Origin of the sequence: Ramlibacter algicola, from assembly GCF_016641735.1 — a bacterium.
Classification (GTDB): domain Bacteria; phylum Pseudomonadota; class Gammaproteobacteria; order Burkholderiales; family Burkholderiaceae_C; genus Ramlibacter; species Ramlibacter algicola.
Window position 1 is genome coordinate 1,665,829 of sequence record NZ_JAEDAO010000001.1, and the last position, 17,618, is coordinate 1,683,446.

The following is a 17,618-nucleotide window of genomic DNA, read 5'->3' on the forward strand; positions in this document are numbered from 1 at the left end:
CCCGAACCGCACCCGAGCATCCACCACGAAAGAGCCCAAGGAATGACACGAAGAAAGGCCTGCCTCGTCGGCGTCGGCCAGAGCGAATTCACCCGCTGGGGTGGCATCAAGGACCGCAGCCAGTTCCAGATCACGGCGCAGGCCATCGTCTCCGCGATCCGCGACGCGGGCATGCAGCCGGCGGACGTCGACGGCCTCGCCTCGTTCTCCGACGATGCGAATTCGGCGCCTCTGATGGCGGTGGCGCTCGGGCTGCCCAAGTTGCGCTGGTCGTCCATGGTCTGGGGCGGCGGCGGCGGCGGCTCGATGGGCGGACTCGCGCAGGCATGCGCCGCGGTCGAGTCGGGCCAGGCCGAGGCCGTGGCCGTCTACCGTGGCCTGTGCCAGGGGCAGGGCCGCCGGTTCGGCAAGTTCTCCGCGGTGCGGCCCGGTGCCAGCTTCGTCAATCCCTTCGGCCTGTTCTCGCCGCCTTCGATGCTGGCCCTGCTGGTGCGCCGCTTCATGCACCTGTATCCGATCACCGAGCTGCACCTGGCCGAAGTCGCGCTGAACGCGCGCGCCAACGCCAACCGCAACCCGAACGCCGTGATGCACGACAAGCCGCTCACGCTGGAGCAGTACCTGGACGGCCGCTGGATCGCCGAGCCGCTGCGCCTGTACGACTGCTGCCTGGAAACCGACGGCGCCTGCGCGGTGGTCGTGACCACGCGCGAGCGCGCGGCCGACCTGCAGCAGCCGGTCATCGAGGTGCTGTCCTCCATCCACGGCGGCGGCCCGCAATGGGGGCACGGCCCCCTCGCGAGCCACAACATGCCCGACGCCGACTACGCGTCCACCAACGGCCGCGGCCTCGCGCGCGACCTGTACGCGGCCGCGGGCGTCGCGCCGGCGGACATCGACGTCGCGCAGATCTACGACCACTTCTCGGGCCTGGTGCTGATGGCGCTGGAGGAGTACGGCTTCTGCGGCCGCGGCGAGAGCGGCGCGTTCGTGGAGAGCGGCGCGATCCGCCGCGACAGCGGCAAGCTGCCGATCAACACCTCGGGCGGGCAGCTGTCCGAGGCCTACGTGCACGGCATGAACCTGCTGATCGAGGGCGTGCGGCAGTTGCGCGGGACGTCGACATCGCAGGTGCCGGATGCGCGCGTGTGCCTGGTCACCGGCGGCCTGGGCGTGTCGCCCACCAGCGCCGCCATCCTGGGGAGGGTGTGATGAGCTATTTTCCCGACGACATGCCCCGGCCCGAGCCGACGATGGACGAGGCCGGCTTCTGGGAGTTCTGCAAGGACCGCTCGCTGCGCTTCCAGGCCTGCACCAGCTGCGGGACGCTGCGGCACCCGCCGCTGCCGATGTGCCCGCATTGCCAGTCGTGCGGCATCGACTGGAAGGAGGCGCCGCCCGACGCCGAGGTCTACAGCTACACCGTCGTGCGCCACGCGAGCCATCCGGCCGTCACGCCGCGGCTGCCGTACGTGGTGGCAGTGGTGGAGTTCCCCGCGCTGCCGGGCGTGCGCCTGATCACCAACATCACCGACATCGATCCCGGCGCCGTGCGCATTGGCCTGCCGGTGAAGCTGTGGTGGGACGACATCGGCGAGGGCATGCACGTGCCCCGGTTCCGCGCCTGAACGCAACAAGCAGAAAGAGCAAGGTCGAGATGATGAAACGAGATGGCAGTGCAGGACCCGCGCCGACGCCCCTGGCCGGGATTCGCGTGCTCGAACTGGGAACCATGATCGCCGGGCCGGTGGTCGCCACGCTGCTGGGCGACTTCGGCGCCGACGTGATCAAGATCGAGCAGCCCGACGGCGGCGACCCGATCCGCAACATCGGCCCGTTCTGCGAGGGCGAGAGCCTGTGGTGGAACGTGGAGGGGCGCAACAAGAAGTCGGTGACGCTCGACCTGCGCCAGGAAGAAGGCCAGCAGATGCTGCGGCAGCTGGTGCGCCACGCGGACGTGCTGGTGGAGAACTTCCGCCCCGGAACCATGGCGCGCTGGAACGTCGGCTACGAGCAGCTGAGCCAGGAGAACCCGCGGCTGGTGATGGTGAGCGTGTCGGGCTACGGCCAGACCGGCCCGTATGCGGAGAAGCCGGCGTTCGACCGCATCGCGCTGGCGTTCGCCGGGTTGCTGAACATCACCGGCTACGCCGACCGCGCGCCGGTTCGCCCGGGCGTGGCGATGGCCGACTACCAGTCGGCGCTGTTCGGCGCCTTCGCCGCGATGCTCGCGCTGTTCCACCGCGACGCGCGCGGCGGGACCGGCCAGCACGTGGACGTGTCGCTGTTCGAATCCGTCTTCCGCTTCACCGACATCATGGTGACGGCGGCCGACAAGGTCGGCGTCAAGCGGGCCCGGCGCGGCAACCTGCATTTCGCGGCGGCGCCCGGCGACCACTTCGAGACCTGCGACGGGCGCTACATCGTCATGACCATCTCGAACAACCCGTTGTTCGCCAAGCTGTGCGAAGCGATGGGGCAACCGGCGCTGGCGAAGGACGAGCGCTTCGCGACGCACGACGCGCGCTGGAAGAACATCGAGGTCGTGAACGGCATGGTGGGCGACTGGATCAAGTCGATGCCGGTGAGCGACATCCTCGGCATCCTGGAGCAGCATGGGCTGCCGCACTCGCTGGTGTTTTCGGTCGACGACATCCTGGCCGATCCCCACTACGGCCAGCGCGGTTCGATCGCCACGTTGGAGCACCCGGCGCTCGGGCCGCTGAAGATGCCGGCACCCACGCCCAGGCTCGGCGGGACGCCCGCACGCGCGATGGAGCCGGCCCCGGCCCTCGGCCGCGACAACGAGGCGGTCTACCGCGGCCTGCTCGGCCTGGACGAGCAGGCCTACGCGAGCCTCAAGGCGCGCGGCGCCATCTGATCTTTTGTTGGAAGGAATCCATCCATGCGTTCCCAGATCCGCCGCGCGCTCCTGCTCGCCGCCACCTCGCTCGCCCTCGCTGCCGGACAGGTGGCCGCGGCCGACGACTATCCGTCGCGCCCGGTCCGCATCGTGGTGCCGTACGGCGCCGGCACCGGGCTGGACGTGCTGACCCGCGCGCTGATGATCAAGGTCGGCGAGGAACTCAAGACCACGCTCACCGTGGAGAACCTCGCGGGCAGCAACGGCATCATCGGCACGCAGGGTGTCGCGCGCGCGCCGGCCGACGGCTACACGCTGCTGGCGACCACGCAGTCGCACTACACCAGCGGGCTGATGTACACGAACCTGCCGTACGACCCGTTCAAGTTCATCCCCGTCGCCCGCTTCGGGCAGGCGCAACTGGTGGTCGTCAGCTCGCCCACGGCCAGCTTCGCCACCGTGCAGCAGCTGGTGGCCGAAGCCAAGAAGCAGCCCGGCAAACTGAGCTTCGCCTCGCTGGGCAGCGGCTCCTCGGCGCACATGGCCGGCGCGTTGTTCAACAGCCTGGCCGGCATCGACCTCATGCACGTGCCCTACAAGGAGGCGTCGCAGGCGCTGACGGACACCATCCGCGGGGAACCGTCGATCAACTTCGTCGCCATGCCCACCGCGGCGTCCCAGATCAAGGCAGGCAAGCTGCGCGCGCTGGCCGTCACCGGGGCGCGACGCTCCGGGTCGCTGCCGGACGTGCCGACCGTCGCCGAGTCGGGCGTGCCCGATTACGACATGGTGGCCTGGTACGCGCTGCTCGCGCCCGAAGGCACGCCGCCGGCGGTGGTCCAGAAGCTGTCCGCCGCCGTGTCCAAGGTCACGGGGACGGCCGAGTTCCGCGCGATGCTCGCCCGCATGGGCATGGACCCGATGCCCGACGACGCGAAGGAGTTCGCCGCCAAGCTGCCGGCCGAGGTCGCGCGCTGGCGCCAGGTGGTTTCGCTGACGAACGCCAAGGTCAACTAGCCCAGCGCGAGCCTTCGATTCTCCGGAAGGCCCGCTTCTCGCATGCCGCATTGCGCGCGAGGTGCGCCGACGGCACCATCGCTTGCATGACAGCAGACCTCCAGGCCTGGGAAGGCCGCAGCGAGACCTTGCGCGACGCCATCACGGCCGCGCCGATCAACGGGCTCGCCGCGACCCTGGACCGCGACGACCCGAAGGCCGGGGAGGGCTCCGAGCTGCCGCCGCTGTGGCATTGGCTCTACTTCCTGCCGCAGGCGCGGCAGTCCGAGATCGGCGCTGACGGCCACCCGCGCCGCGGCGGGTTCCTGCCGCCGGTGCCGCTGCCGCGGCGCATGTGGGCCGGCGGGCGGCTGGCGTTCCGCGCGCCGCTACGCGTCGGCGACGCCGTGGAGCGCCGCTCGCGCATCGAGTCCGTCACGCACAAGCAGGGGCGCAGCGGCGACCTGGTCTTCGTGCTGGTGAAGCACGAGGTGCATGGCCCGGCCGGCCTGGCCGTGACCGAGGAGCACGACATCGTCTACCGCGGCGCGCCGCAGCCGGGTGATGCACCGCCCGCGCCGCAGCCGGCGCCCAGGGACGCCACCTGGTCGCGCGAGATCGTGACCGACGACGTGCTGCTGTTCCGCTACTCGGCGCTCACCTTCAACGGCCACCGCATCCACTACGACCGCCAGTACGTGACCGAGGTCGAGGGCTACCCCGGCCTCGTCGTGCACGGCCCGCTGATCGCCACCTTGCTGGCCGACCTGGTGCGCCGCGAGCGGCCCGATGCGGTGATGACCACCTTCAGCTTCAAGGCGGTGCGGCCCACCTTCGACCTGCACCCCTTCCGCGTCCACGGCCGTCCCACAGCCGATGGCCGATCCGTCGACTTGTGGGCCAGCGACCATGAAGGCTGGCTCACCATGCACGCTACCGCCACCCTCCAGCAACGATGAACGACATCCCCCGCCCCGACGCGCACCAGGACCTCCGCGAAGCCCTCCGCAGCCTGTGCCGCCAGTTCGACGGCAAGTACTGGCAGGAGGTGGACGAGGCCCGCGGCTACCCCGAGGCGTTCGTCAACGCATTGACCGAAGCCGGCTGGCTGGCGGCACTGATCCCGCAGGAGTACGGCGGCTCGGGGCTGGGCCTCGCGGAAGCGTCCGTGATCATGGAGGAGATCAATTTCTGCGGCGGCAACGCCGGCTCCTGCCACGGCCAGATGTACAACATGGGCACGTTGCTGCGGCACGGCTCTCCCGAGCAGAAGCGCCAGTACCTGCCCGGCATCGCCAGCGGCCAGCTGCGGCTGCAGTCGATGGCCGTCACCGAGCCGACCACCGGCACCGACACCACCAAGCTCAAGACCACCGCCGTGCGCCAGGGCGACCGCTACGTGGTCAACGGGCAGAAGGTGTGGATTTCGCGCATCCAGCACTCGGACCTGATGATCCTGCTGGCCCGCACGACGCCGCTGGCGGACGTGCGCAAGAAGAGCGAGGGCATGAGCATCTTCATCGTGGACCTGCACCAGGCGATCGGCAAGGGCATGGAGGTGCGCCCGATCCGCAACATGGTGAACCACGAGACCAACGAGGTGTTCTTCGACAACCTGGAGATCCCGCGCGAGAACCTCATCGGCGAGGAGGGCCTGGGCTTCAAGTACATCCTGGACGGCCTGAACGCCGAGCGCACCCTGATCGCGGCCGAGTGCATCGGCGACGCGTACTGGTTCATCGACCGCGCGCGCCGCTACGCCAGCGAGCGTGTCGTGTTCGACCGGCCGATCGGCCGCAACCAGGGCGTGCAGTTCCCGATCGCAGATGCCTACATCGAGACCGAGGCCGCGAACCTGATGCGCTTCAAGGCGTGCAGCCTGTTCGACGCCGGCCAGCCCTGCGGGGGCGAGGCCAACATGGCCAAGTACCTGGCCGCCAAGGCGTCATGGGAAGCCGCCAACACCTGCCTGCAGACGCACGGCGGCTTCGGCTTCGCCTGCGAATACGACGTCGAGCGCAAGTTCCGCGAGACGCGCCTGTACCAGGTGGCGCCGATTTCGACCAACCTGATCTACTCGTACGTGGCCGAGCACCTGCTGGGGCTGCCGCGCTCGTTCTGACGCCGGCGGCGCATCCGCCGTCAGCCCGGGTTGCGGGTCTCGTCGGCGGCGGCGTCCCGCAGGTAGCGGATCAGGAGCTCGCCGAACTGCGGCAGGTCGCGTCCGGCCCGCTTGACCAGGCGGATCTCGCGCCGCGCCCAGGTATCCTGCAGCGGGATCAGGCGCAGGCCGAGCGGGCCGGCGAACCGCTGTGCGCAGGTGCGAGGCACGATCGCCAGCCCCACGCCGGCCGCGACCATGCGGCACACCGCGTCGAAGCTGCCTAGCTGCACGCGCAGGCTGATGCGCTTGTTCACGCGGCGGGCCGCCTGGTCCAGGAACGACTGGATGGCACTGGACTGGTTGAGGCCCACGAACGGGTAACTGTCGACGATGGCGTCCAGCGGCACGTCCGCCTGCCTGGCCAGCGCATGCTCGGGCGGCGTGATGAGCACCAGTTCGTCGATGAACAGCGGCGTGGCTTCCAGCCCCGCCGTGGAGACGTCGCCGGCGACGATGCCCAGGTCCGCGGCGCCGCTGGTGACCAGCGACACGATCTCGGCCGAGAGTTGCTCCTCCAGCTCGACGTCGATGTCCGGGTTGTCGCCCAGGAAGCGCGACAGCGCCTCGGGCAGGAACGAGTTGGTGGCGGTGGTGTTCGCCAGCACGCGGATCCGGCCCTTGATGCCCTTGGCGTACGGGAACAGGTCGGAGTGCATGCACTCCAGGCTGCGGAAGATCTCGCGCGCATGGGCCAGCAGGGTCTCGCCGGCCGGCGTGAGCTGCACGCCCTTGGGCTGCCGCACCAGCAGCGGGGCCTGGAACGCGTCCTCCAGCTGCTTGATGCGCGCGCTGGCGGCCGGCAGCGAGAGGAAGCTCTTCTCCGCGGCGCGCGTCAGGTTCAGGGTTTCGCCGACGTTCAGGAACAGCCGAAGGTCGACGAGGTCGTAGCGCATGGATCAGTCCCGTTCGAAGCCCGGGAACACAGGCTTCCGCACATGCGAAGCCGTGGCGGCCTGGATCATCTCTACACTCATTTTATCCGCCGCGTCAGCAGCCGATGCGGCACGCGTGCACCCGGGAGCACAGGCATGAACGACGACACCACCAACCACCCCTCACGCGTCCTCGCGGACTTCGCGGCGCGCCTGGAACACGCGGACATCCCGGCGCCGGTGCTGCGCCGCTGCGAGGACCTGTTCCTCGACTGGGCCGGCTCGGCCCTGGCCGGCAAGACCGGCGCGCCGGTGCAGATGATCACGGCGTACGCCGCGCAGATGGGCCCGCAGGACGGCCCGAGCGAAGTGCTGGTGTCACGCAGCGGCAGCTCGCCGTTCTTCGCGGCGATGGCCAACGCCGCCGCTTCGCACTTCGCGGAGCAGGACGACGTGCACAACGGCTCGGTGTTCCATCCCGCGGCGGTGGTGTTCCCCGCCGCGCTGGCGGCGGCGCAGGCCCTGGGCGCCAGCGGGCGCGACCTTCTGGTGGCCAGCGTCGCCGGCTACGAAGTCGGCATTCGCGTCGGCGAGTTCCTCGGCCGCTCGCACTACAAGATCTTCCACACCACGGGCACCGCGGGCACCCTCGCGGCGGCGGCGGCGGCGGGCCGCCTGCTCGGGCTGTCGCCGCGCCAGATGCTCGACGCCTTCGGCTCCGCCGGCACGCAGTCGGCCGGGCTGTGGGAATTCCTGCGCGACGCCGCGCACTCCAAGCAGCTGCACACCGCGCACGCGGCGGGCGCCGGCGTGACGGCGGCGTACCTGGCGCAGCAGGGATTCACCGGCGCCAAACACATCCTGGAGGGCGCGCAGGGCATGGCCGCGGCCATGTCGAGCGACGCCGACCCGGCCAAGCTCACCGACCGGCTCGGCCAGCGCTGGGCCCTGGCCGAGACCTCGTTCAAGTTCCACGCCTCGTGCCGCCACACGCACCCGGCGGCGGACGCGCTGCAGCAGGTGTTCCAGCGCGAGAAGCTGGAGCCGTCGCAGGTCGACAGCGTCACCGCGCACGTGCACCAGGGCGCCATCGACGTGCTCGGCGCGGTGGACGTGCCGGAGACGGTGCACCAGGCCAAGTTCTCGATGGGCACGGTGCTCGGCCTGATCGCCGCGCACGGTCGCGCCGGTGTCGGCGAGTTCGAGGCGAGCCTGGGGGACACGGCCGTCAGCTCCTTCCGTCCCAAGGTCACGATGGCGCTGGACCCCGAAGTGGACACCGCGTATCCGGCGCGCTGGATCGGCAAGGTGACCGTGCGCACGCGCGACGGCCGCGAACTGCACGGCCGCGTGGACGAGCCCAAGGGCGACCCGGGCAACACGCTCGAGCGCGGCGAGATCGAGGACAAGGCGATCCGGCTGGCCGAGTTCGCCGGCGCGGCGACGCGCGAGGAGATGCGCGGCCTGATCGAGACCTGCTGGTCGCTGGAACGCCTGCCGCGCGTCGGCCGCCTGCTGCCGGGAGCCGCGCGATGACGCGTCCGCTGGACGGCATCACCGTCGTCTCCCTCGAGCACGCGATCGCCGCGCCGTTCTGCACCCGGCAACTCGCCGACCTCGGTGCACGCGTCATCAAGGTGGAACGACCCGGCGAAGGCGACTTCGCGCGCGCCTACGACCAGCGCGTGCACGGGCTCGCGTCGCACTTCGTCTGGGTCAACCGGTCCAAGGAGAGCCTGACGCTCGACCTCAAGCAGCCCGCCGCGATGGCGGTGCTGCGCGACCTGCTCGCGCAGGCCGACGTGCTGGTGCAGAACCTGGCACCGGGCGCCACCGCGCGCATGGGGCTGGGGCGCGATGCCCTGCGCAACCTCAACCCGCGGCTCGTGGCCTGCGACATCTCGGGCTACGGCAACGACGGTCCCTATCGCGACCGAAAGGCGTACGACCTGCTGATCCAGAGCGAGGCCGGGTTCCTGTCCGTCACCGGCAACGGCGACCAGCCCGCGAAGTCAGGCAACTCGATCGCCGACATCGCCGCGGGCATGTACGCGTACAGCAACATCCTGGCCGCGCTGCTGCAGCGCGGTCGCACCGGGCAGGGCTCGCACATCGACGTGTCGATGCTGGAAGCGCTGGCCGAGTGGATGGGATTTCCCATGTACTACGCGTTCGAAGGCGCAGCGCCGCCGGCGCGCAGCGGCGCTGCGCACGCGACGATCTATCCCTATGGCCCGTTCGCGACCGGCGAGGACGGCATGGTGATGCTGGGCCTGCAGAACGAGCGCGAGTGGAAGTCCTTCTGTGCCGTCGTGCTGCGCCAGCCGGCGCTCGCCGACGACGCGCGCTTCTCCAGCAACGCGCGCCGGCACGAGAACCGCAAGGCGCTCGAGGCGGTGATCCTGGGCGTGTTCGGGCGGCTCACGCCCGCGCAGGTGACGGCCTTGCTGGACGAGGCGCAGATCGCCAACGCGCGCGTGAACACCATGGCGGACGTGTGGGCGCATCCGCAGCTGGCGGCGCGAGGGCGTTGGCGCGAGGTGGGTTCGCCCGCGGGCCCGATCCCGGCGCTGCTGCCCCCCGGCGCCAACGACGGCTACGAGTACCGCATGGACGGCGTCCCCGCGGTGGGCCAGCACACCGACGCCATCCTGCGCGAGCTCGGTCGCAGCGACGCCGACATCGCGTCGCTGCGCGCGGCTTCGGCGATCTGAGGCCGGGCCGTGGGCAGCGATCTCGCGCGGGCGCGCAGTTTCCTGTTCGTGCCGGCCACGCGGCCGGAGCGCATCGCCAAGGCACTGGCCAGTGGCGCCGACGCGGTGATCGTCGATCTCGAAGATGCGGTGGCTCCGCACGAGAAAGATGCAGCGCGGCAAGGCTTGCCCGCGGCGCTCGCCACCTTGTCGCCGGCCGACCGGGCGCGCCTCCTCGTGCGCATCAATGCGGGCGACACGCCGTGGTTCGACGCCGACTTGCAGGTGCTCGCTGCGACTGCGGCAGGCGGGCTGGGCGGCGCGATGCTGCCGAAGGCCGATTCCCTGCCGAACCTGGCCCGCGTGGCGCAAGCGGCGGGACCTGCGAGCCTGGTGCCGCTGATCGAGTCGGTGGCCGGTTGGGCGCGGGTACGCGAGCTCGCGGCCGCGCCGCAGGTCGTGCGGCTCGCCTTCGGGCACCTGGATTTCCAGGTCGATGCCGGCATAGCCAGCGGCCCGGGCGAGGAGGAACTCGTGCCCGTGCGGCTCGAACTCGTCATCGCGAGCCGGCTGGCGGGCATCGCCGCGCCGGTCGACGGCGTGACCGTCGCCACCGATGACGCGCAGGAAATCGACGCGGCCAGCCAGCGCGCGCGCCGCCTGGGCTTCGGCGGGAAGCTGTGCATCCATCCGGCCCAGGTCGCCAGCGTCAACGCGGCGTTCTCGCCGAGCGAGGCGCAGCGCGAATGGGCGCGCCGGGTGCTGGAGGCCGCGCGCACGAACCCCGGCGTGTTCCAGCTCGACGGCCGGATGGTCGACGGGCCCGTGATCCGGCTCGCGCGGCGCGTGCTCGACGCGGGCTAGGCGCGCGTCGCGCGGTCAGGCCGTCGCGAGCTCCTGCTTGGTCCAGGGCTTGCCCGTGAAGGGCGAGTGCACCTCGGGCAGCGTGGGCAGCAGCTTGTCGCGGCATTCCTGCATCGTGATCACCTCGGCCGGGTCGCACTCGCGGATCTTGCGGTCGCCGCCGCGGTAGACGCGCTCGCCGACGACGCGCGCGCGCTCGTCGTACGGCCAGTTCATCATCTGCGTCATCGAGACCAGGTACATCGCCTTCGCGTCGTCGACGTCGTCACCCATGGTGCGCAGCAGGCTGCCGGGCCAGAAGCGGTGCGACACGTACTCGGTCATGAAGCCGAAGTCGTCGACCATGATGTGGCCGTCGGTGTGGTAGATCACCGTGTTGCCCAGCTTCTCGTAGCTCTCGTACTCGGCGCGCACGGCGGCCATGCCCTCGATGCGGCGCATGCCCTGGTGCGAATGGAACACGTAGACGGGGTGCTCCACCATCATGTCCGGCGCCACGATGCCTTCCCACAGGCCCGAGACCTCCAGGTTGGCGTGCCGCACGTAGTTCTTCAGGATCGCGATGTGGCGGGGGTTGTCGGTGCGCGCGAGCGCCTCGTCGACTTCCGGCAGGCGCTTGGTGACGTCGAACTTGGTCATTGCGTTGTCTCACTTTCTCTTCGGGGTGGGGCAGGGCGCCTACGGCTGCAGGATCACCTTGGAAACGTCGCGCTTGCGGCAGCGCGCGAAGCCTTCGAGCGCCTCGGACAGCGGCAGCGACAGGCTGACCATCGCGCGCACCGACTCGGGCTCGTCGCCGATGCGCTGCGCCATCACGTCCCACGAGGGGCGCAGCGAGGAGTGCGCACCGCGCACCTGCTGGCGCTGGCGCACGAGGGTCACGAGGTCCAGCGACGCGGGCGCCGCGTGGATGCCGGCGACGACCAGGATGCCGCCCTTCTTCAGCAGGCGCTGGCCGTCGGCGATGCTGGCGGGGTGGCCGGTGGCTTCGATCACCACGTCCGCATGGTCGAGGCCGGTGAGCGCGCGGAAGCGCGCGAGCACGTCGGGCGTGGAGGCGAGGTCGATGCTGTGCGTGGCGCCGACGGCGCGTGCGGTCGCCAGCCGGGCTTCGTCGCGCAGGCCGACGACGACGACGCGGCTGGCGCCGCGCCAGCGCGCCACGCGCGCCGCGGCCTGGCCGATGGTGCCGGGGCCGAGCACGACGACGGTCTCGCCCAACTTGACCTCGCCGACGATGTTGGCGTGGTCGCCGATGCACAGCGGTTCGACGAGCGCGCCGAGCGCGGGGTCCAGGCCCTGCGCAAGCGGGATGCAGTTGGCCGCCGGCGCGCGCACGTAGCGGGCGAAGCCGCCGTCGAGCGTCACGCCCAGCGCGCGCCGGTTCAGGCACAGCGCCGTGTCGCCGCGCACGCAGTTCACGCACTGGCGGCAATGCAGGATCGGGTACACGGCCACGAGCTGGCCGCGCATGAGTCCCTGCACACCGGCGCCCGTCGCGGCGACGCGGCCGCTGAACTCGTGGCCCAGCGTCACCGGCATCGCGCCGGCCATGAATTCGTAGCCGGGCGTCCAGTCGTCGAGGTGCAGGTCCGAGCCGCAGATGCCGGCGGCGGCCACCTCGACCAGCACTTCGCCGGCGCCCGGGTCGCCGGGTTCGGGGACGTCCTGCAGCACGAGGCCGGGGGCGGGGGCAGGTTTGCGCAATGCGAGCATCTGGTGTCCCGCCTCAGGTCATGAACATGCCGCCGTTCACGTCGATCGTCGTGCCCGTGATGTAGCGGGCGTCGTCCGACGCGAGGAAGGCCACGGCCGCGGCGATGTCCGCCGGCGCGCCCATCGCGCCCATCGGGATGCGCGAGGCGAGGTGCGCGCGGCGCTCGTCCGAGAAGGTGGACAGCATCGGCGTCTCGATGACGCCGGGGGCGACGCAGTTCACCGTGATGCCGCCGTTGCCGACCTCACCGGCGAGCGCGCGCGACAGGCCCATCAGGCCGGTCTTCGAGGCCGCGTAGTGCCCGCTGGTCGCTTCCGGCCGGGTGCGCGCCGACTGCGAGGTGATGTTGACGATGCGGCCGTGGCCTTGCCGGCGCATCACGGGGATGCACTCGCGGCAGAGCAGGAAGGGCCCTGTGAGGTTGACCGCGATCACGCGCGACCAGTTCTCGGTGCTGGTCTCCTCCACCAGGAACTTGGTGCCATTGTTCTTCGGCGAGATGCCGGCGTTGTTGACGAGGATGTCGATGCGGCCATGCTGCCGTTCGACCCCCCGCACGAACTCGCCGATCTCGCGTTCCTGCGACACGTCCAGCCGCCACGCCTGCGCGCTGCGGCCTTGCTCCGCCAGCCGCTGCGCGGCCTGGGCGGTGTCGTCGATGACGTCCGCGATGACCACGTGGGCGCCGTCGCGCGCCAGCCGTTCGGCGATGCCGAAGCCGATGCCGCGTGCGCCGCCCGTGACGATGGCCACTCGGCCCTGGAGCTTGTCCTGCATGCCCGCGATCCTAGGCACGGCAGGCTGGGCGGCCCATTCGGCTTTGGCAAAGGGTCGCTTCCGCAAAGAAGAAACGTGTCACGCGCGTCCCGCTCGTAGCATCTGCCGCGCGACTACAACCCAGGAGACATCCGTGATCAGGCAATTCGTCCGAGGCCTCGTGGCCCTTTCCGTGCTGGCCGTCTCGACCTTCGCATCGGCGCAGGCGGCGTGGCCGGAACGCGATATCTCGCTGACCGTCATGTACGGGGCCGGCGGGAACACCGACCTGATGACCCGGCTGATCGCGAGGCACCTCGAAGGTGCGCTGGGCAAGCCGGTGGTGGTGCTGAACAAGGTGGGCGCGATGGGCACCCTGGGCCCGGATTTCGTGTCGCGGCAGAAGCCCGACGGCTACAACCTGGGCATCGTCACCGCGTCCACCATCGCGCTGGCGCCGCACCTGGTGCCGGTGAAGTTCACGCTGGCCGACTTCGAGTACGCCGCGGCGTTCGCCAACCCGCGCTTCGGCGTCGCCGTGCGCGCCGATTCGCCGTACAAGACCATGCAGGACCTGCTGGACGCGGGCCGCAAGGGCGACATCTTCTTCGCGTCGGGCGCGGCTTTGAACAGCCTGATCATCCAGAACATCGCCACTGCCGGGAAGAGCAAGTTCGGCATCGCCAACTACAAGTCCGGCGCGGAAGTCTCGGCGGCGCTGCTGGGCGGGCAGGTGCAGGCGATCCTGGGCAACCCGGCGGACATCCTGCCGCACATCCCCACCGGCAAGGTGCGGCTGCTGGCGTCGGCCAGCCCGGCGCGCTGGCCCGAGGCCCCGGACGTGCCGAGCATCAAGGAACTGGGCATCGAGGCCGGCGCCGAATCGTGGACGGCCATCGCCGCACCGAAGGGCACGCCGAAGGAGATCGTGAAGAAGGTCGAGGCCGCCGTCCTCGCGATCGCCGCCAAGCCCGAGTTCCAGGACGCGTTGAGCAAGCTCGGCAACGATCCGCTGCGCATCCCCGGCGCCGAGTTCGAAGCCAACGTGAAGCGCCGTTCGGCCGAGTGGGGCGAGGCGCTGAAGACGGTCAACCTGCAGAAGTGATCGCCTCGACCCGCGGTGGCGCCGGCACGCCGCGGGATTCGCGACCGACGACCGGCGCCCCGCGCAGCGCGCGAGGTTGACTTACATCAAGTCCTGAGCCCGGCCGGGCTCCTCTAATAGGTGCATTCCCCATGCACCTTCAACGAGAGAGGAGCCCGCAATGTCCGACACCGTGGCCCGCGTGGACGTGCGCAGCATCGAGCCGCGCCGCCGACACCCGATCATCTTCCTGACGTTCCAGGACCTCGCCGAGGGCGAGGCGATGGAGCTGCTCTGCGACCACGACCCGGTGGTCCTGAAATCGCACTTCGAGCTGCTCGCGCCGCAGGAGTCCGAATGGAACTACCTCGAGCGCGGCCCGCAGACCTGGCGCGTGGGGATCACGCGCGTGCGTTCCGCCCCGCCCGAGCCCACCTGCTGCGGCGCGTGCGGCGGCGGCGGTCATTGAGCACCCACCCGGAGTCCACCATGAAGAACACGCAAACGCTCTGGCGCTGGCTGGGGCTGGTCTTCGTCCTGTCGTTCGGGGCCCTCGGGTACCTGGGCTGGCAGATCTACGTCTCGGCGCCGCCGATCCCGACGGCCGTCGCCACGGCCCGCGGCGACACGCTGTTCACCGGCGAGCAGGTGCAGCGCGGCCAACAGGTCTGGCTGGCCGCCGGCGGCCAGCAGCAAGGCAGCGTCTGGGGCCACGGCGCGTACGTCGCGCCGGACTGGTCCGCCGACTGGCTGCACCGTGAAGCCCTGGCGCTGCGCACGCTGCGTGCGAAGGCGCTGGTGAGCGACCCGGCCGGCCTGTCGCCGTCGCAGCAGCACGCCGTCGACGGCGCGCTGAAGGACGAGATGCGCGGCAACACGTACGACGCCGCCACCGGCAAGGTGACGGTGTCGGAACTGCGCGCGCAGGCCATCCGCGAGACCGCGGCGCACTACACCGCGCTGTTCGGCGACGCCTCCTCCCTCGACAAGCTGCGCGAGCAATACGCGATGCGCAGCGGCGAAGTTCCCGCGGCCCAGGATCGTGACGCACTGGCCGCCTTTTTCTTCTGGAGTGCCTGGGCCGCGGCGACCGATCGCCCCGACGAGCCCGGCGTCTCGTACACCAGCAACTGGCCGCACGAGCCGCTGGTGGGCAACACGATGACGACGTCGTCGGCGATGTGGTCGATGGCCAGCATCATCCTGCTGCTGGCCGGCATCGCCGCCATGCTGTGGCTGCACGGCGCCGGCAAGCACGAAGAAGAAGCGGTACCGCCCAAGGCCGACCCGCTCCTGGGCTTCCAGGCCACGGCGTCGATGAAGGCCACGCGCAAGTACTTCTTCGCCGTCGCCGGCCTGCTGCTGCTGCAGATCGGCATGGGCGCGATCACCGCGCACTACGCGGTCGAGGGCAGTTCCTTCTTCGGCTTGCCGATCTCCGACCTGCTGCCCTACGTGACCAGCCGCACCATCCACACGCAAGTGGGCGTGTTCTGGATCGCCACCGCGTGGCTCGCCACCGGCCTGTACATCGCCCCGATGCTGGGCGGCAAGGAGCCCAGGCTCCAGAAGCTGGGCACCGACTTCCTGTTCTGGGCGCTGATCGCCATCGTGGTGGGGTCCACCGTGACCGGCTGGCTGGGCACGCTGCAGCACCGCGGCGTCGACTTCAGCTTCTGGGTCGGCAACCAGGGCCTGGAGTTCACCAGCATGGGCCGCGTGTGGCAGTACCTGCTGTTCGTCGGCCTGCTGCTGTGGGCGGTGCTGCTGGGCCGTGCGCTGTGGCCTGCGCTGAAGACGCCGTCGGAAAGCCGCGGCCTGATCGCGATGGTGTTCCTGTCGGCCACCTGCATCGGCGGCTTCTACGCGACCTCGCTCGCCTGGGGCCAGCACACCCACTACTCGATGGTGGAGTACTGGAGGTGGTGGCTGGTGCACCTGTGGGTCGAGGGCTTCTTCGAAGTGTTCGCCACCGCCGTCATCGCGCTGCTGTTCACCAAGCTGGGCCTGGTGCGCGCCGCGAGCGCCAACCGCGCCATCGTCGCCGAGACCATCGTGTTCCTGTTCGGCGGCATCCTGGGCACGCTGCACCACCTGTACTGGACCGGCACGCCCACCTCGGTGATCGCCGTCGGTGCCGTGTTCTCCGCGCTGGAGGTGGTGCCGCTCACGCTGATCGGCCTCGAAGCGCTCCAGACCTGGAGGCGCTCGCAAGGCATGCCCTGGCTCGCCGCCTACAAGTGGCCCGTGCTGTGCTTCGTCGCGGTGGGCTTCTGGAACACCGTGGGCGCCGGCCTGCTCGGCTTCGCCATCAACCCGCCGGCGTCGCTGTACTACGTGCAGGGCCTGAACATGACCGCGGCCCACGGCCACGGCGCGCTGTTCGGTGTCTACGGCATGCTGGGCATCGGCCTGATGCTGTTCTGCCTGCGCGGCCTGTACGCGCGCCACCTGCATGCCGACCGCCTGCTCAAGCCCGCCTACTGGTGCCTGAACATCGGCCTGGCGCTGATGATCTTCCTGTCGCTGCTGCCCGCCGGCATCTACCAGGCCGCCGCCAGCATCAGCAAGGGCATGTGGTACGCCCGCTCGCCCGAGGTCATCCACTCGCCGTTCATGGAGACGATGGTCTGGCTGCGCGTCCCCGGCGACATCGTGTTCGCGGCCGGTGCGCTGTTCCTGGCCGTCTACGTGATGCGCCTGCTGGGCCGCGGCCGCCGCGAAGCGATCGTGCCGGCGCAAGTCGCCGCCGCGGTGGCCCGCTAGCAGTGAAATGGGCGGGGGCCCCGGGCCCCCGCCGCGCGCACAAGGAGTCCACATGCGCCTGACCGCCTTCACCGACTACAGCCTGCGGGTCCTGATGTACCTGGGCGTCGAGCCCGGCCGCCGCGCCACCATCGGCGAGATCGCGGCCGCGTTCGCCATCTCCGAGCACCACCTCGTGAAGGTGGCGCATTTCCTGGGCAAGGCCGGCTGGCTGCGCAACGTGCGCGGCAAGGGCGGCGGCCTCGAGCTGGCGCTGCCGCCGGCGCGCATCAACATCGGTGCGGTCGTCCGCGACACCGAAGGCGACGCGGTGGTGGCGGAGTGCTTCGACGGCGAGCGCAGCGACAGTTGCGTGATCGCCGGCAGCTGCAAGCTGCGCGGCCCGCTGGAGGAGGCGATCGCCGCCTTCTACGCGGTGCTGGACCGCTACACGCTGGCCGACGTCGTCCGCAACCGCGGGCAACTCGCCCAGGTGCTGTTCTTCCCGGCCGCCGGCGCGCGGAAGCGCGCATGAGCGGCCAGGCCTATCCCTGCGACGGCCCGCCCGAGCTGGCGGCCGCCGTCGACCACGCGCTGCGGCGCGTGGCCGACCCCGAGGTGGCGATGAACATCGTCGACCTGGGGCTCGTCTACGGCGTGGCACTGCACGGGCGCGAGCTGCAGGTGCGGGTCACCATGACCTCGGCCGCCTGCCCGGTGGCCGACACCATCGTCGGCGACATCGAGCACGAGCTGGACCAGGCCGTGCCCGCCGACCTCCTGATCCGCGTCGAGCTGGTGTGGGAGCCGCCCTGGTCGCCCGAGCGCCTGAGCGACAGCGCGCGGCGCTTCATGGGCTGGTGA

The 17,618-nt window shown here is 70.6% G+C and carries 18 protein-coding genes; 14 read left to right on the forward strand and 4 right to left on the reverse strand.

Annotated elements, in window-relative coordinates:
• The first annotated feature begins 42 nt into the window (after positions 1-42).
• The 6 genes from I8E28_RS08125 to I8E28_RS08150 all read left to right on the forward strand — a co-directional run bounded on the left by I8E28_RS08125 (position 43) and on the right by I8E28_RS08150 (position 5,981).
• Entirely contained in the window at positions 43-1,212 is a 1,170-nt protein-coding gene (locus I8E28_RS08125) for a thiolase C-terminal domain-containing protein (RefSeq protein ID WP_200787486.1), read from the forward strand.
• Positions 1,212-1,628: a Zn-ribbon domain-containing OB-fold protein gene (locus I8E28_RS08130; RefSeq protein ID WP_200787488.1), complete on the forward strand. Its 417-nt coding sequence runs from the start codon at positions 1,212-1,214 to the stop codon at positions 1,626-1,628. The genes I8E28_RS08125 and I8E28_RS08130 overlap by 1 nt, the downstream gene beginning before the upstream one ends.
• A gap of 29 nt (positions 1,629-1,657) precedes the next feature.
• On the forward strand, positions 1,658-2,881 hold the full coding sequence (locus tag I8E28_RS08135) for a CaiB/BaiF CoA transferase family protein (RefSeq protein WP_239027200.1): 1,224 nt from the start codon (positions 1,658-1,660) through the stop codon (positions 2,879-2,881).
• A 24-nt stretch (positions 2,882-2,905) separates the two neighbouring features.
• Positions 2,906-3,880 (forward strand): tripartite tricarboxylate transporter substrate binding protein, encoded by a 975-nt coding sequence (locus I8E28_RS08140; RefSeq protein ID WP_200787489.1) that lies wholly within the window; start codon positions 2,906-2,908, stop codon positions 3,878-3,880.
• Positions 3,881-3,966: 86 nt separating this feature from the next.
• Positions 3,967-4,818: an HTD2 family dehydratase gene (locus I8E28_RS08145; RefSeq protein WP_200787490.1), complete on the forward strand. Its 852-nt coding sequence runs from the start codon at positions 3,967-3,969 to the stop codon at positions 4,816-4,818.
• Entirely contained in the window at positions 4,815-5,981 is a 1,167-nt protein-coding gene (locus tag I8E28_RS08150; protein WP_200787491.1) for an acyl-CoA dehydrogenase family protein, read from the forward strand. The genes I8E28_RS08145 and I8E28_RS08150 overlap by 4 nt, the downstream gene beginning before the upstream one ends.
• Before the next feature lie 20 nt (positions 5,982-6,001).
• Here I8E28_RS08150 and I8E28_RS08155 read toward each other — a convergent pair whose 3' ends face one another.
• The gene (locus I8E28_RS08155; RefSeq protein ID WP_200787492.1) at positions 6,002-6,916 is read right to left on the reverse strand and encodes a LysR family transcriptional regulator; all 915 of its coding nucleotides are present in this window, start codon (positions 6,914-6,916) and stop codon (positions 6,002-6,004) included.
• Positions 6,917-7,051: 135 nt separating this feature from the next.
• Here I8E28_RS08155 and I8E28_RS08160 point away from each other — a divergent pair, with 135 nt between their 5' ends.
• Genes I8E28_RS08160 through I8E28_RS08170 form a run of 3 tightly spaced genes read left to right on the forward strand, consistent with a single transcriptional unit; the run spans position 7,052 to position 10,452 of the window.
• Complete coding sequence (locus I8E28_RS08160; protein ID WP_200787493.1) at positions 7,052-8,431, forward strand: MmgE/PrpD family protein; 1,380 nt, start codon at positions 7,052-7,054, stop codon at positions 8,429-8,431.
• A complete protein-coding gene (locus tag I8E28_RS08165; RefSeq protein ID WP_200787494.1) occupies positions 8,428-9,609 on the forward strand; it encodes a CaiB/BaiF CoA transferase family protein in 1,182 nt (393 codons plus the stop codon). Before I8E28_RS08160 ends, I8E28_RS08165 begins: the two co-directional genes overlap by 4 nt.
• A gap of 9 nt (positions 9,610-9,618) precedes the next feature.
• Positions 9,619-10,452, forward strand: coding sequence for an aldolase/citrate lyase family protein (locus I8E28_RS08170; RefSeq protein ID WP_200787495.1), 834 nt, complete (start codon positions 9,619-9,621; stop codon positions 10,450-10,452).
• 15 nt (positions 10,453-10,467) lie between these two features.
• Here the strand turns inward: I8E28_RS08170 and I8E28_RS08175 are convergent, their stop codons facing one another.
• Genes I8E28_RS08175 through I8E28_RS08185 form a run of 3 tightly spaced genes read right to left on the reverse strand, consistent with a single transcriptional unit; the run spans position 10,468 to position 12,946 of the window.
• Positions 10,468-11,091: a hypothetical protein gene (locus tag I8E28_RS08175; RefSeq protein WP_200787496.1), complete on the reverse strand. Its 624-nt coding sequence runs from the start codon at positions 11,089-11,091 to the stop codon at positions 10,468-10,470.
• Between the two features lie 39 nt (positions 11,092-11,130).
• The gene (locus I8E28_RS08180) at positions 11,131-12,168 is read right to left on the reverse strand and encodes a zinc-dependent alcohol dehydrogenase (protein WP_200787497.1); all 1,038 of its coding nucleotides are present in this window, start codon (positions 12,166-12,168) and stop codon (positions 11,131-11,133) included.
• A 13-nt stretch (positions 12,169-12,181) separates the two neighbouring features.
• Entirely contained in the window at positions 12,182-12,946 is a 765-nt protein-coding gene (locus I8E28_RS08185; RefSeq protein ID WP_200787498.1) for an SDR family NAD(P)-dependent oxidoreductase, read from the reverse strand.
• A 133-nt stretch (positions 12,947-13,079) separates the two neighbouring features.
• Between I8E28_RS08185 and I8E28_RS08190 the strand changes: the two genes are divergently transcribed.
• From I8E28_RS08190 to I8E28_RS08210, 5 genes are all read left to right on the forward strand, one after another.
• Positions 13,080-14,030: a tripartite tricarboxylate transporter substrate-binding protein gene (locus I8E28_RS08190; protein WP_200787499.1), complete on the forward strand. Its 951-nt coding sequence runs from the start codon at positions 13,080-13,082 to the stop codon at positions 14,028-14,030.
• Between the two features lie 160 nt (positions 14,031-14,190).
• On the forward strand, positions 14,191-14,478 hold the full coding sequence (locus tag I8E28_RS08195) for a DUF2249 domain-containing protein (protein WP_200787500.1): 288 nt from the start codon (positions 14,191-14,193) through the stop codon (positions 14,476-14,478).
• A gap of 20 nt (positions 14,479-14,498) precedes the next feature.
• Positions 14,499-16,775, forward strand: a complete 2,277-nt coding sequence (locus tag I8E28_RS08200) for a nitric-oxide reductase large subunit (RefSeq protein ID WP_200787501.1) — start codon at positions 14,499-14,501, stop codon at positions 16,773-16,775.
• 52 nt (positions 16,776-16,827) lie between these two features.
• On the forward strand, positions 16,828-17,289 hold the full coding sequence (locus I8E28_RS08205; RefSeq protein ID WP_200787502.1) for an RrF2 family transcriptional regulator: 462 nt from the start codon (positions 16,828-16,830) through the stop codon (positions 17,287-17,289).
• Positions 17,286-17,618 (forward strand): metal-sulfur cluster assembly factor, encoded by a 333-nt coding sequence (locus I8E28_RS08210; RefSeq protein WP_200787503.1) that lies wholly within the window; start codon positions 17,286-17,288, stop codon positions 17,616-17,618. The genes I8E28_RS08205 and I8E28_RS08210 overlap by 4 nt, the downstream gene beginning before the upstream one ends.

Bases quoted from the DNA above. Each gene is read 5' to 3' on its own strand.
- I8E28_RS08125 (WP_200787486.1), top strand. From the start codon at position 43: ATGACACGAAGAAAGGCCTGCCTCGTCGGCGTCGGCCAGAGCGAATTC.
- I8E28_RS08130 (WP_200787488.1), top strand. From the start codon at position 1,212: ATGAGCTATTTTCCCGACGACATGCCCCGGCCCGAGCCGACGATGGAC.
- I8E28_RS08135 (WP_239027200.1), top strand. From the start codon at position 1,658: ATGATGAAACGAGATGGCAGTGCAGGACCCGCGCCGACGCCCCTGGCC.
- I8E28_RS08140 (WP_200787489.1), top strand. From the start codon at position 2,906: ATGCGTTCCCAGATCCGCCGCGCGCTCCTGCTCGCCGCCACCTCGCTC.
- I8E28_RS08145 (WP_200787490.1), top strand. From the start codon at position 3,967: ATGACAGCAGACCTCCAGGCCTGGGAAGGCCGCAGCGAGACCTTGCGC.
- I8E28_RS08150 (WP_200787491.1), top strand. From the start codon at position 4,815: ATGAACGACATCCCCCGCCCCGACGCGCACCAGGACCTCCGCGAAGCC.
- I8E28_RS08155 (WP_200787492.1), bottom strand. From the start codon at position 6,916: ATGCGCTACGACCTCGTCGACCTTCGGCTGTTCCTGAACGTCGGCGAA.
- I8E28_RS08160 (WP_200787493.1), top strand. From the start codon at position 7,052: ATGAACGACGACACCACCAACCACCCCTCACGCGTCCTCGCGGACTTC.
- I8E28_RS08165 (WP_200787494.1), top strand. From the start codon at position 8,428: ATGACGCGTCCGCTGGACGGCATCACCGTCGTCTCCCTCGAGCACGCG.
- I8E28_RS08175 (WP_200787496.1), bottom strand. From the start codon at position 11,091: ATGACCAAGTTCGACGTCACCAAGCGCCTGCCGGAAGTCGACGAGGCG.
- I8E28_RS08180 (WP_200787497.1), bottom strand. From the start codon at position 12,168: ATGCTCGCATTGCGCAAACCTGCCCCCGCCCCCGGCCTCGTGCTGCAG.
- I8E28_RS08185 (WP_200787498.1), bottom strand. From the start codon at position 12,946: ATGCAGGACAAGCTCCAGGGCCGAGTGGCCATCGTCACGGGCGGCGCA.
- I8E28_RS08195 (WP_200787500.1), top strand. From the start codon at position 14,191: ATGTCCGACACCGTGGCCCGCGTGGACGTGCGCAGCATCGAGCCGCGC.
- I8E28_RS08200 (WP_200787501.1), top strand. From the start codon at position 14,499: ATGAAGAACACGCAAACGCTCTGGCGCTGGCTGGGGCTGGTCTTCGTC.
- I8E28_RS08205 (WP_200787502.1), top strand. From the start codon at position 16,828: ATGCGCCTGACCGCCTTCACCGACTACAGCCTGCGGGTCCTGATGTAC.
- I8E28_RS08210 (WP_200787503.1), top strand. From the start codon at position 17,286: ATGAGCGGCCAGGCCTATCCCTGCGACGGCCCGCCCGAGCTGGCGGCC.